Raw genomic sequence first — 11,695 nt, 5'->3', positions numbered from 1 at the left:
CCCGTGATGAACAATACTATAATAGGGAATCTTTGCCGCTGTTGAAAAGTCATTTATGAAAAAAGGGGGATGCTTATGGCTGCATGGCTTATTTACGCGCTGCTTTCTGCCGCAGCGGCTGCGCTGGTGTCCATTTTCGGGAAAATCGGTCTGCAAAACATCGATGCCAACGCCGCCACGGCGATTCGGGCCGTCATTATGGCCTTATTTCTGCTCGGCGTCATTGCCGTACAGGGAAAGTTCGGCCAGCTGGGAAGCATTTTGGCACAAAAAAAAGCACTCAGCTTCATCGTGCTCAGCGGAGTGGCAGGTGCAACGTCGTGGCTGTTCTATTTTTTGGCCCTCAAGTACGGCAAGGTGTCGCAGGTAGGGCCCATCGACAAGTTAAGCGTCGTGATCGCCGTCATTCTGGCCTTTCTGTTCCTCGGCGAAAAGATATCCTGGCTGAACTCGGCCGGCGTCGTGCTGATCGCAATCGGCGCACTTCTGGTTGCCGTGAAATAACCGGATTAGGCACCTTTATTGCTGTTATCGTGATCAGGGGCCGTGCCGAGTTCCGACTCCTTGAATTTGCGCATAATTTCCAGCAGCATCACATGCAGACTGACCCAGACACCGCCAAAAATGTATCCGGCAAACACATCGCTTGGGAACTGCACGTGAAAATAAACCCGGCTGATCCCGACGGCCAAACAGATCAGGATCACCGCCAATATTACTGGCAAGCGAACGTAACGGAAGTGATAATGCCGCAGCAGTAAAAAGGCCGAAAAACCGCATACTGTCAGCGTAACTAACGTTTCCTCGCTCGGAAATGTATTGAACAGCTGCACGCCAGCTGCCACCGGGCCAGGACGATGGAACAACAGGCGAAGCACCCTGTCCAAGAGCTCTCCGCCGGCCACAACCCATACCAGGAACGACAAATCAAGCCCGCGGTCCCGGCTGTGGAGCACGATCCACAAGCCTGTCAGGCATAGAACCGGCCCATACAAATCCAAAGTCCCGAACCTCTCAAATACGTGCATCCAGCCCGCCCACTCCGGACCGAACAGAACCGATACTAAATAAGAGGCAATTTGGTCGAATTGTCCGTACTCATGCGACAAAAAATCCTGAATGACGCCGAGCATTAACGAAAAAAACAAAACAAATGCAGCAAACGAGGCCAGCAGCAATAGACGGACCTTTCCGAACGACTGAAAATGCCGCACGCCGCTTGCCAGCAAATCCATCAATCGCTCGATCGCTTGATGTTTATACTTGCGGTAGACATAAATGGCCGCTGTTACCAGTGCCGAACCGATCCCGAAAATAACCATGTAACGATTGACCGTAGAGTGATAGGCTTCCCATTTCGGGCCGAGCACTTTACCAAGCGAAATGAACAGGCCTACCCAGAAAAGCGCGCCGGTGTAGGCAAACAGCGCATAACGCCGGAAGGGCATACGCGTTACGCCGCAAAAGTAACCGGTAATGTGACGGACCCCCGGTATAAAATAAGCGGCAAACAGAAGCTTGTCCCCGTAGCGCTCAAACCAGCCCGTAATTTGATCCATCCTCTCTTCGGTGAGATGGACCTTGCTGCCATGGCGCGAAATAAAAGGGCGTCCCAGCCGGTATCCGATCCAATAAGATAAAGTCACGCCGGTCAAGACGCCGGCTCCGGCTGACGCCATGCTCAGCAGCCAGTTCAGTTTCCCTTCATACACAAACAAACCGGTATAGCTCATCATCATTTCACCGGGAAGCGGCAGGGCAAGCATTTCAAGGCACAAAAACAGATAGATCAATGCGTAACCATAGTGCTCCAGCAAATTCGTCAGCATACGTACTTCCAGCTCCCTCTACACATAACCGCTATAACTTATTTAGTCGTATAACTTTTACTTCATCGGCTTTATAGAAGCCACTTTCTCTATATTTCCCCTTCATTTCACGCTTTTAACATGCGCCGATCCGGTCTTGGATAATACGCGGTGTAAAAAGACCTTGACTTCTTGTCAAATCGCAGGCTCCAAGCCGAAATAACCAACCCCAACGAGAAATCCGCCGGGCTTGGTTGGAGTTGCCTGTCATCCTATGAAACGCTAAGCTATTTTTCATGGATCCCAATAAACGGCAACCGTTCCTTGGCTGCTCTCATTGTCTACATTACTCCGCCGTCACTCTGCTTTTTCGGGACTTAGCGGACGTCCGCTTCTTTACATACCATGACAAACCGGCAAGGATCATGAAGACCATGCAGCCGATCACAGCCCAGAGCAGTGAACCTTTCCGTACACCGGCGTATAGTGCGCTCATAGCCACAGTATGCGGAAACACGCCGATCGCCGTCGTCAGCATGTAACGAAATAGGTTGACCTTTAAGAGCCCGGCGGCATAGTTGACAGCATGATAAGGAATGAATGGAACGAACCGTGCGATCAGAAGGCCTTTAAATTCACTGGCTCTCAGCCAATCCTCCATTTTGGCAAGATACGGTTCAACCCGCGTACCTGCAAAATAGGAAGAGAAAGACCAGGCAAGCCAATATCCCCCAAAAGCTCCCATGATCCCCGACGTCCACAAGCAGAGACCTCCCCAATATGGTCCGTAGATTTCCAGAACCATCACGGCGGTGATTTCGCCTGGCAGCGGGAGCATATTTAGCAGGGTTTGAAACAGAAACACAGCGACGAAGCCAAAGAAACGATAGTGGCGTATCCACGCGACAATAGATTCCGCATCCCCTGTTTGCAGCACATAAACTATATATATTGCCACAGCGGTCAGGAGCAGCATTCCGAACCATTTCATCCTATGCTTCATCGTTTATGGACGAAGCATCAGCTCATAATCATGGTTTGCATCTTGATAGTTCTGCAGCGTTTTCAAAATATCGTTCACGATCAGCTCGCCTGCCGCTCCTTTATGAAATTCAGCCATTTCCCCGCGGATCCGATCGGCTATCGTCGGTGCCCCGAGAAAATCCCGGAGCTGCTCCGCAAGCTGGCGAACATTGGATGAAATCTGGGCCATGCCGTTGGTTTTAAAATAGCGGGCGTTTTCCCTCTCCTGACCGCCATACGGATTCAGAATAAAAATCGGCAGCTTCAGAATGACGGCTTCGGACAAAGTTATGCCTCCGGCCTTCGTTACGATGCAGGAGGAAGCGGCCATCAGATCATGAATGTTTTTAACGTATCCAACAATATTCACCTGCGGCTGACCCGAAAACAGCGTCGTCAATTTCTCATAGGCTTGCTGTTTGCGTCCGCATACGACTGTGATTTCGCAAACTTCCTGGTCAACCAGCAGATGAATGAGCTCGACGAGCTGCTGGAACACCGTAAATGTGCCTGCCATGATCAAAATACGTTTCCCCTTGGCCGTTCCTTGTGCACCACGGTGCAGCGGGGCTTCAACGGCTGCTGTATAGAATTGGGGCCTCACAGGGATACCGGTAACGCTGATTTTCTCCGCTGCGGCGTCATAGTTTTGGACCATTTGGTTCTTAATCTCGTTAGTAGCCACGTAATACCCGAACGTATCCGGATGAATCCAGCGGGAATGCAGGGCATAATCGGTAATGACAGTAAACGTACGCGCGGCTTGAACGCATTCTCGCTCCGAAACGACGCCGAAAGGAAATGTATTGATGATCGCATCGGGCCGGAAACGGCTGATGGTCTCCAGCATTTTGCCTTTCACGAGTCCGTTCAGGTACCGCATCACCGGCCCGGATGGATTGGAATCCCTGGTCATGTAATAGCTCCAGCCATAATAGTCGAAGCCCAATTGGGACGTAAATGTGCTCATTTGATACACTTTCGAGAACAAGGAATTTAGTACCGGATGTGCTTCCTTCATGAGGTCAATGATTTGCACCTGGTTGACCTGCTGCGCATGAAAATAGTGCAATAACGCCGAAGATACCTGGAGATGTCCGTCTCCAAAGCCGGCTGTCAAAATCAAAATACGCGGGCGACGGTTAGACATGCTTGTTCCCTCCCTTTGGTCTCATCGGATTGCCAGGCGACACAAGTCGATGCCTGATCCGGTCAGGATGATCTGCCAAGAGTTAACCGTAGTTACGCTGATATGAAAAATCCTTGCCGGGAATGACCAATATATGATCCAAAATAAACTGCTGCTCTTTCTCGGAAAGGCCGGACCGTTGAATCATATGACGAATACGTGTTTCCAAGTCATGCATGGACTGCAAAAACAAATCCATATCCTGAAGCTTCTCATACATGCCTCTCACTCCCCATCTATATTCAAATTCCATGGCTTCAATTTCATTAGGACGGTTTCCACAGATTTCGGATCGGTTCGCTGCCCGATGTACGGCCAAGATGTGACAAACCGTACAGGTCTTCCAGTGTCCGCAGGACATTTAAATGGGTGATCTTCTGATCGAATACGGCTTGACGAACATGATCCCCCACGATGATGGTCGGGATATGATTCCGGCTGCCGTAGTCGTCTTCGTCCCAGGTTAAAATCAGGATGCTGTTGTGGCTTTTCGCCCATTCGACATAAGGGCCCATGTTCTGTTTAAGCCACTTGTCTGCCGACTGGATCGTTCCGTCATGCATATCATGATCCAGGTTAGGGATCACAAAAGAAACGGTCGGAAGCTGATTGTAATCAGCCGGGAAATCTGTGAATCTCCGGTTTGCCGATTTCGGTACGTTGGTAAAGTTCACCCAGGGACTATGCTTTCTTCCGTACTGCTTGTTGGTGCACACGGTCGATCCGACAGAAGGCAAACCTTCCGAGTATCCGGAAAAAGTAAGCTTGTGTTTGAACAGCTCGCTTGCCAGATTGGGCGTGGTAAACGTATGTCCGCAGGAATCATCGTGAACGCCTTGATCAGACCCGGAAAACAGGATGAGATAATTGGGCTGGCTTGGATGAGCGTTGGCATACGATTCCGTGAAATACGCCCCTTGCTTAGCCAGGCTGTTCATATAGGGTGCCGCCCGATTCCCGATGATGTTTTGGCGGGAATGGTTCTCCTCCACGACGATGACGACATGATCGGGAACCTTTACCGTTCTTCCGCTTTGGGCTGCATTTTGGCCAACGGGTTTCATCGTCTGAGGCTTTGCTACGCTTTGCCCCGCCTCCGCTTGCCCGGTTCCCTTAGGCCCGGCACAAGAACACAAGATCATGAGGAGAACAAACAGTATTGTAAATTTACGCATATGCATTAACATTTCACTTCCCTGCGGACAGTTGATCTTCTTTGTTCACACGCCGGGGCAAAATCTTCGATTCGTATTTTTCATACCATCCGAGCCCTGCTTTAAACAATCGGGATGCGAACGTAAAGCGTGCTGCAAGATGGTGCACCCCTGCTGAAACTATGATACCGATCAACGCCCCACCCAATACGTCGAACGGATAATGTACACCCGTCCATACCCTGGAGAACGCAATGCATGCAGCCAAGATCAGCCAGATGACCCCTTCTCTTCGGCGATATATCACGAATATCGCGGCAATGGCAAATGCTCCAATGGAGTGATCACTTGGAAATGATGCATTAGCAGGATGCGGAATCAACTGGAGCACCGAATGGGCGACAAACGGGCGGTTCCGGTAAAACAGGTGACCGATCACCCAACTGATTCCAAGCCCGATGACTGCGGAGACAACGGCCTCCGTCACCATTCTCCGGTTGCTCTCCTTACAGGTGAACCAATAAACCAGCAGTCCGGCAAAAAACAAATAAATTGCACGCTCCGCCAATAGACGCATGGTAGGATTAAGGGAGGAAACGGATCTTCCCCACTCGTTAATGACATGAAATAGTTGATAATCGATTTGACCCATACTCATTCTCATACTCCTTCTGCTTGTTCTGATCTGATAACGATCGGTAGAGATCAGCTTAACGCAGGAATATGAAAATTTAATGAGAATCAACCCATCCATGGCATTGGCTTTAGGAGGATACCGCCGGGAACGACAAGGTTACGCGTGTTCCTTCGTCTTCGACGCTCGTAATGGCGATCTCGCCTTGATAATGCGAAATGAGATTTTTGGCGATCGCAAGGCCCAGGCCCGTTCCTCCAATTTCCCTGCTGCGAGCACGGTCCACGCGGTAAAACCGGTCGAAAACATGATGGATCTCGGCCGTCGGTATGCCGATTCCATAATCTTGAATCGATATGCACACCCGTTTTTGCTCTTCGTAGCAGCGAATGTCGATTTCTTTATGTTCCGCTGAATATTTGACTGCATTTTCAATGACGATCAACAGCATCTGCTCCAGGTGAAGCGGGTTGATCCTCACCAATTTACCGGTACCCTCTGCTTTCATGCGAAAAGCAAATTCCGGATACAAATCCTCCATCCGCTGAATGGTTTGGGCCATAAACGGTTCAATCCGGATCCGTTCAATATGATCGGTCAATGTCGCTGAATCTGACCTGGACAGTGCCAGGAGCCCTTGTACGAGCCCCTTCAGCCTTCGGACTTCCTGAAGCGACGCATTCAGCGACTCCTCCAGGATGACCGGATCCTTTTTCCCCCATCGATTCAGCATGTTCAAGTGACCTTCCAGAATGGTGATGGGCGTGCGCAGCTCATGCGAGGCATCGTCCACGAACTGCTTTTGCTGGCGGAATGACACTTCCAGCTGGTCCATCAGCTCGTTGAACAGGCTGGCCAACTGTGATAATTCGTCCCCGTTTCCGATGTTTCCGACGCGTTCCTGAAGCCCGTTTTGCTTCACATTTTGGATGGTAACAGCAAGCGCCTTAACCGGCCGCAAAAACTGCTTCGCGATCGCCCAGCCGCTGGCAGCGCTGATGCATACGGCGAGAAAGCCTCCGATGACCATGACCCACAGCAGCGTCGCATTAAAATGGTCGAAAGTTTCGAGATTCGTCGCCATTTCGACCGTTCCCGTTTCGTTCTTGATCGCAAAGGGTGTCCGGTAAATGAGAATATGGTCTTCTCCATGCCACGCATCCTGCAATGAGCTTTTTGTAATCGGCAGCGGGGTGATCCACTTCGGATTAAAATGGTTCGTAACCAGCAGCAGATTCGCCCCTTTGTCGTCAATCAGGCGGATCATTTGATTTTTACCGAGAATATTACGAATGAAAGAGCTCGCTTCCGGTGATTCCAACGATTCCTTCGTTGCCTGCTGTTCTTCCAAATAACCTTGGACCTGCGACATCATGACGTGCAGCGCGTCCTGTTCCTGGTTCAGCATCCAGTGCTTCAATACCAGGTATTGGGCAAAATTGTACGTGGCGAACAGCAGAAAAATGAGCAGCGTTGCTCCAATCATCAGCTTCCATATGACAGGCAGCCGCTCGAGCCAATCAGTTATTCGCCTCATGTCCGCATCACGTATCCCATTCCGCGTACGGTTTGGATGACGCTTTCTTCTCCGGCAGAATCTAATTTATTCCGCAAATACCGGACATACACATCAACCACATTCGTCTCCACCTGCGAATCGTAGCCCCATACCAAGTCGAGCAGCATATCTCTGGTCTGGACCAGGTTTGGATGCTTCATAAACACGGCCAACAGGTCGAATTCACGCTTCGTCAGTTCGATGGGGGTACCGCCCCGGGTAGCTACTCTGGCATCCAGATCCACCGTAATGTCCCGGAAGGTCAGAACTGCCCGATTCGGTTGATCCTGAAGCTCAATCCTGCGGAAAATCGCGCGCATGCGGGCGAGGAGCTCCTCGATGTCAAAAGGTTTGGCGATATAGTCATCGGCACCGCTGTCAAGGCCCTGCACCCGGTCTTCGAGACCATCTCTTGCCGTGAGCATGATGACCGGGGTACTTTTCACATTTCGGAGCCTGCGGCACACCTCTACCCCGTCCAAATGAGGCAGCATGATGTCCAGCAGGATCATATCCCATTCCTCCGCCAAAGCAAGCTGAAGTCCGCTGGATCCGTCATAGGCAGCTTTCACAAAGAATTGCTCATGCTCGAGTTCGAGCTGGATGAAGCGCACGAGGCTCTTTTCGTCTTCTATAATAAGTATCCGTTTCATTGATATCTCCTCCAGGTTACTGCTGCGAAGACAAGTATATTGGAATTTTATGAGAAAATGATGAGAAGATAGGCACTGTTGCTATTTGAACAATCAGTACTAGTTTGATCATACCTTGAAATTGTAAACAAATGATAATCCTTCCTAACATTTTCTGTATACAAAAAGCAGTGCCCCACAAGAGACCCTGCCTAGATTGCTTTTTTATTGTTCTCTATTCTCATGCTCTCCATCTGCATTTCCAGATTTTCTCCAATGATGTTGTGAGGAATGCTTCTGATGATTCGACGGCTTTTGTACAGAATCGCTTTGGTCGTCAGATGTCGATGGTGCAGTGACTGACGCATCAGCAGAATGCTGACCATTGGAATCTTGGCTGCCTGCATTCTTTCCGTTACTGCTCTGTTCATTCGAAGCCTGACTGCTTGCTGTCTGCCCGCCGGAAGCTTGTCCATTGTCGGAAATGACGCGACGAGCGGTTACAAAGGTATGATCCCAGGTGCTTCCAGAAAAATCGGATACCGTCACGCCAATACCGACTCTGTAGGTATGCAGCAGTTGTCCGTTGCCTATATAAATGCTGACGTGATTGATGACGCCGTCATGATTCGTATCGGAGAAAACCAAGTCCCCTGGCTGTAATTGATCCTTGGACACCGGCGTGCCTACCTGCGATTGCTCTCTTGATGAGCGCGGCAGGTCGATGCCGTTTTGCTTGAAGACATATTGTGTGAATGAGGAGCAATCGAATCTGTCCGTTCGACCGGATGGTGCCCCAAACTGATAACGAACGCCTAGAAATTGTTTACCTGTCGCGATGACCCGATCCGCCACGGAGCTGTCAGATACCGAAGCTGCGTGAACCGGATGGGCCGGCAGCAGCATGCTTCCGGAAAAAGCGACGGAGAGACACAAGCCGATTCCCACAAAAGTTTTGACGATACGGCTCTTTTTGTTGAGGTTCGTGTTGTTATTCATAAAGACCCTCCCTAGAAGTCGTATTGGATAAGTGAAATTCATGCGGATTAGTGCTTTACCCTACACAAACAGTTATAGGCGATAGAAATTAAAAAATGATGAGAATGTCCAATATCCTCCTCAAGCAATTTTATCCAAGCGCCTGCTGTGCAGTGCTTTAGAGAACAGTCATTTTCACAGAAAATTTTCATTCTCAGCTGTTACACTCATGGACAAAACCGACTCAACATGGGCAGCAAGAGCAAGCTGAGGCGGTGGTTTCTATGACGATAAAGGAGGATGTAAATGGAACAGTTTACGCATAATAAGGAGGGCTTGATCCAGCCGCCCATAGGTCCGGATAGGCAGATGTTAAACAAAGTGCCGCAAGTCACCATCTTTTTTTGGATCATTAAAATTATGGCAACGACCGTTGGTGAGACGGCAGCGGATCTTCTGAACGAGAACCTCAACCTCGGACTGACCGTAACGACTCTGCTGATGACGGTGATTTTGATCGGATCTCTGGTTTTGCAGTTCAAGGCGAATAAATATGTGCCGTGGATCTATTGGCTGTCGGTCGTTTTCATCAGCGTGGTCGGCACTTTGATCACCGATAATTTGACCGATAACCTCGGAGTTCCACTGGAAACGAGCACCATTGTGTTTGCCATCCTGTTGATTACAGTATTCGTAATTTGGTACGCAAGCGAAAAGACGCTGTCGATCCATTCCATTACGACGCAGAAACGCGAAGCTTTTTATTGGCTGGCCATCTTGTTTACATTTGCATTAGGCACAGCCGCAGGAGACCTCATCGCCGAGACGATGAACCTCGGATACCTGGTTTCGGCACTCATATTTGCATCGATCATCGGTATCATCAGCTTGGCATATTACGGCATCAAGCTGAATGCCGTTCTCGCCTTCTGGCTCGCTTATATCTTGACAAGACCGTTCGGGGCATCCCTCGGCGATTATCTGTCGCAGTCGCCAGGCGACGGCGGCCTTGGGCTTGGAACCGTGGGAACCAGCGCTTTCTTCCTCGTCATCATTGTGGCCTTGATCATTTATTTGTCTAGATCCCAAACCAACGAAAATCTGACCGGTCCGCATCATATTACCCGAAAATAGACGGTTCATTGAAAAGGGCAGCGGGTTCAAATCCCGCTGCCCTTTGTTCTGAGTCCTCACAAACGATAGAAATCAACAGTAGAGCAAGTGCTCATATGCAGCGGTTATTTATTACGAGTCCACACGCATAAATTGGCCCAGCTTACCGAACCACAGCCGATAGCTCATCAGGGCCAGCAAAATGCTGGTGAGCGCTGCCGACGAAGCGAACGCAAACATGATCAAAATTTGATAACGGACTGCCTCCAGCGGACTGGCTCCGGCCACGATCATGCCCGTCATCATGCCGGGCAGTTGGACGAGTCCGACGGTCTTCATCCCGTCGATCGTCGGGATCATGCTGGAACGCGCCGAGCGGTTCAGCATGCGATGGATGGCCTGCCGCGGGCTCGCGCCGAGAGACAGCAGCGTTTCGACTTCTCCCCTCGAGGTCACCGCTTCCCGCTTCATTTGGTTCAGAAACAAACTGGACACGACCATGGCGTTGCCGATGGTCATGCCGCTGATAGGGATAACATAACGCGCTGTGAGCGGGACAATGCTTAGAGCGAGCAGCAACCCCATCGTAACCACTTCCGTGATCGTAATGGTTAAACCAACGTACAGATAGATGCGCTTCAATCCTTTTCCACGCTTGCCTGCATTCCAGGTAGCTACCGCAATCATAACGACCAGGATTAAGGCAACGAGCAGGAAATGGTGGGTGCCAAATATGTATTGAAGAACAAACCCGACAGCGAGCAGCTGTATCGCGGAGCGAATCGTTCCATATAGAATATCTCGCTCGAGGCCAAGCTTTTGCCATATGGATATGCCGACGGATACCGCAATAAATACAAGCGTCGAAGCCAGCGCGATCAAAGACATGATATCCCTCCCTCCGACAAAGTCCCATTGGAGAGCGACCATACCCTATCCCCGATCCGTGCTGCCTGGTCTCGATCATGGGAAATCCAGACGTAGCCCGTTCCCTCCTGCCGATTGATGTCCGTAATCAAACGCTCAACCGCATATTTACTGACATCGTCGAGCGAGGAAGTGATCTCATCCAGCAGCAGAAGCTTGGGACGCAGCAATAAGGACCGCACTAGAGCCACCCGCTGCTTTTCACCGCCCGAAAGGGTGGAAGCTTCTTTGGACAAGCCCATATCTCCAAGCCCAACGCTTGACATCAAATGAGCCGCATAGGCTGGATCATATTCTGTATGATGCAGCCTGCTCACGGTACGCAGATTATCCTCGATGGAACCTTCAAGCATGACCGGCGTTTGACTGACGTAGCAGACGTTCATCCGCCAGGCTTGCGGATTCCACTCGTGCAGCGGCTTTCCGAGCAGAAGCATTTCCCCGCTGTCCGCTTCATCGAGCAGGCCAAGAATGCGCAGCAGGGTGCTTTTGCCTTGGCCGGATGGCCCGACGAATACAATTTTCTCCCCTGCGGGGACGGTGCCGGCGATTTGCGAAAAAATGATTCGATTAGAGAACGAGGATATCGTTTTGCTTACATTCGTAAATGACAAGATGCTATCGACCATTCATATATGTCTCCTCTGTATGTGGCATACTATCGAACGATTACCATCCA

General features: G+C 50.3%; 13 protein-coding genes. 2 read left to right on the top strand and 11 right to left on the bottom strand.

Going from position 1 to position 11,695, the window contains the following annotated elements; all coding sequences use genetic code 11:
- The first annotated feature begins 75 nt into the window (after positions 1 to 75).
- Positions 76 to 504, top strand: coding sequence for an EamA family transporter (locus IAE55_RS02815; RefSeq protein ID WP_089547203.1), 429 nt, complete (start codon positions 76 to 78; stop codon positions 502 to 504).
- 5 nt (positions 505 to 509) lie between these two features.
- On the opposite strand, the gene IAE55_RS02810 is transcribed toward IAE55_RS02815, so the two are convergent.
- The 9 genes from IAE55_RS02810 to IAE55_RS02770 form a co-directional block, all read right to left on the bottom strand.
- Positions 510 to 1,829, bottom strand: coding sequence for a VTT domain-containing protein (locus IAE55_RS02810; RefSeq protein WP_200630861.1), 1,320 nt, complete (start codon positions 1,827 to 1,829; stop codon positions 510 to 512).
- A gap of 325 nt (positions 1,830 to 2,154) precedes the next feature.
- Positions 2,155 to 2,799, bottom strand: coding sequence for a TVP38/TMEM64 family protein (locus tag IAE55_RS02805; RefSeq protein ID WP_186381872.1), 645 nt, complete (start codon positions 2,797 to 2,799; stop codon positions 2,155 to 2,157).
- Positions 2,800 to 2,814: 15 nt separating this feature from the next.
- Positions 2,815 to 3,981 carry an MGDG synthase family glycosyltransferase gene (locus IAE55_RS02800; protein ID WP_145157328.1) on the bottom strand — a complete coding sequence of 389 codons (1,167 nt, stop codon included), beginning with the start codon at positions 3,979 to 3,981 and terminating at the stop codon, positions 2,815 to 2,817.
- Between the two features lie 82 nt (positions 3,982 to 4,063).
- Positions 4,064 to 4,240, bottom strand: coding sequence for a hypothetical protein (locus IAE55_RS02795; RefSeq protein WP_181152809.1), 177 nt, complete (start codon positions 4,238 to 4,240; stop codon positions 4,064 to 4,066).
- A 46-nt stretch (positions 4,241 to 4,286) separates the two neighbouring features.
- On the bottom strand, positions 4,287 to 5,084 hold the full coding sequence (locus IAE55_RS02790; RefSeq protein ID WP_200630860.1) for an alkaline phosphatase family protein: 798 nt from the start codon (positions 5,082 to 5,084) through the stop codon (positions 4,287 to 4,289).
- A 124-nt stretch (positions 5,085 to 5,208) separates the two neighbouring features.
- Positions 5,209 to 5,832 carry an undecaprenyl-diphosphatase gene (locus tag IAE55_RS02785; protein WP_234489247.1) on the bottom strand — a complete coding sequence of 208 codons (624 nt, stop codon included), beginning with the start codon at positions 5,830 to 5,832 and terminating at the stop codon, positions 5,209 to 5,211.
- Positions 5,833 to 5,938: 106 nt separating this feature from the next.
- The gene (locus tag IAE55_RS02780) at positions 5,939 to 7,345 is read right to left on the bottom strand and encodes an ATP-binding protein (protein ID WP_200630859.1); all 1,407 of its coding nucleotides are present in this window, start codon (positions 7,343 to 7,345) and stop codon (positions 5,939 to 5,941) included.
- Positions 7,342 to 8,019 carry a response regulator transcription factor gene (locus IAE55_RS02775; RefSeq protein WP_200630858.1) on the bottom strand — a complete coding sequence of 226 codons (678 nt, stop codon included), beginning with the start codon at positions 8,017 to 8,019 and terminating at the stop codon, positions 7,342 to 7,344. Before IAE55_RS02775 ends, IAE55_RS02780 begins: the two co-directional genes overlap by 4 nt.
- A 204-nt stretch (positions 8,020 to 8,223) precedes the next feature.
- Positions 8,224 to 8,997, bottom strand: a complete 774-nt coding sequence (locus IAE55_RS02770; RefSeq protein WP_200630857.1) for a C40 family peptidase — start codon at positions 8,995 to 8,997, stop codon at positions 8,224 to 8,226.
- A gap of 285 nt (positions 8,998 to 9,282) precedes the next feature.
- Between IAE55_RS02770 and IAE55_RS02765 the strand changes: the two genes are divergently transcribed.
- Complete coding sequence (locus tag IAE55_RS02765) at positions 9,283 to 10,110, top strand: COG4705 family protein (protein WP_145157323.1); 828 nt, start codon at positions 9,283 to 9,285, stop codon at positions 10,108 to 10,110.
- A 111-nt stretch (positions 10,111 to 10,221) separates the two neighbouring features.
- Here the strand turns inward: IAE55_RS02765 and IAE55_RS02760 are convergent, their stop codons facing one another.
- Positions 10,222 to 10,977: an ABC transporter permease gene (locus IAE55_RS02760; protein ID WP_105443050.1), complete on the bottom strand. Its 756-nt coding sequence runs from the start codon at positions 10,975 to 10,977 to the stop codon at positions 10,222 to 10,224.
- Entirely contained in the window at positions 10,968 to 11,645 is a 678-nt protein-coding gene (locus IAE55_RS02755) for an ABC transporter ATP-binding protein (protein ID WP_145157321.1), read from the bottom strand. The genes IAE55_RS02760 and IAE55_RS02755 overlap by 10 nt, the downstream gene beginning before the upstream one ends.
- Positions 11,646 to 11,695: the final 50 nt, after the last annotated feature.

It is taken from the genome of Paenibacillus sp. S28, assembly GCF_016624415.1.
Classification (GTDB): domain Bacteria; phylum Bacillota; class Bacilli; order Paenibacillales; family Paenibacillaceae; genus Paenibacillus_AQ; species Paenibacillus_AQ favisporus.
The sequence above is the reverse complement of the archived record's forward strand: the minus strand, read 5'-3'. Positions and strand labels throughout refer to the sequence as shown.

Excerpts from the sequence above, each read along its gene's own strand:
- IAE55_RS02805 (WP_186381872.1), bottom strand. The coding sequence starts at position 2,799 with ATGAAATGGTTCGGAATGCTGCTCCTGACCGCTGTGGCAATATATATA.
- IAE55_RS02785 (WP_234489247.1), bottom strand. The coding sequence starts at position 5,832 with ATGAGTATGGGTCAAATCGATTATCAACTATTTCATGTCATTAACGAG.
- IAE55_RS02795 (WP_181152809.1), bottom strand. The coding sequence starts at position 4,240 with ATGTATGAGAAGCTTCAGGATATGGATTTGTTTTTGCAGTCCATGCAT.
- IAE55_RS02765 (WP_145157323.1), top strand. The coding sequence starts at position 9,283 with ATGGAACAGTTTACGCATAATAAGGAGGGCTTGATCCAGCCGCCCATA.
- IAE55_RS02770 (WP_200630857.1), bottom strand. The coding sequence starts at position 8,997 with ATGAATAACAACACGAACCTCAACAAAAAGAGCCGTATCGTCAAAACT.
- IAE55_RS02775 (WP_200630858.1), bottom strand. The coding sequence starts at position 8,019 with ATGAAACGGATACTTATTATAGAAGACGAAAAGAGCCTCGTGCGCTTC.
- IAE55_RS02760 (WP_105443050.1), bottom strand. The coding sequence starts at position 10,977 with ATGTCTTTGATCGCGCTGGCTTCGACGCTTGTATTTATTGCGGTATCC.
- IAE55_RS02800 (WP_145157328.1), bottom strand. The coding sequence starts at position 3,981 with ATGTCTAACCGTCGCCCGCGTATTTTGATTTTGACAGCCGGCTTTGGA.
- IAE55_RS02790 (WP_200630860.1), bottom strand. The coding sequence starts at position 5,084 with ATGAAACCCGTTGGCCAAAATGCAGCCCAAAGCGGAAGAACGGTAAAG.
- IAE55_RS02780 (WP_200630859.1), bottom strand. The coding sequence starts at position 7,345 with ATGAGGCGAATAACTGATTGGCTCGAGCGGCTGCCTGTCATATGGAAG.
- IAE55_RS02755 (WP_145157321.1), bottom strand. The coding sequence starts at position 11,645 with ATGGTCGATAGCATCTTGTCATTTACGAATGTAAGCAAAACGATATCC.
- IAE55_RS02810 (WP_200630861.1), bottom strand. The coding sequence starts at position 1,829 with ATGCTGACGAATTTGCTGGAGCACTATGGTTACGCATTGATCTATCTG.
- IAE55_RS02815 (WP_089547203.1), top strand. The coding sequence starts at position 76 with ATGGCTGCATGGCTTATTTACGCGCTGCTTTCTGCCGCAGCGGCTGCG.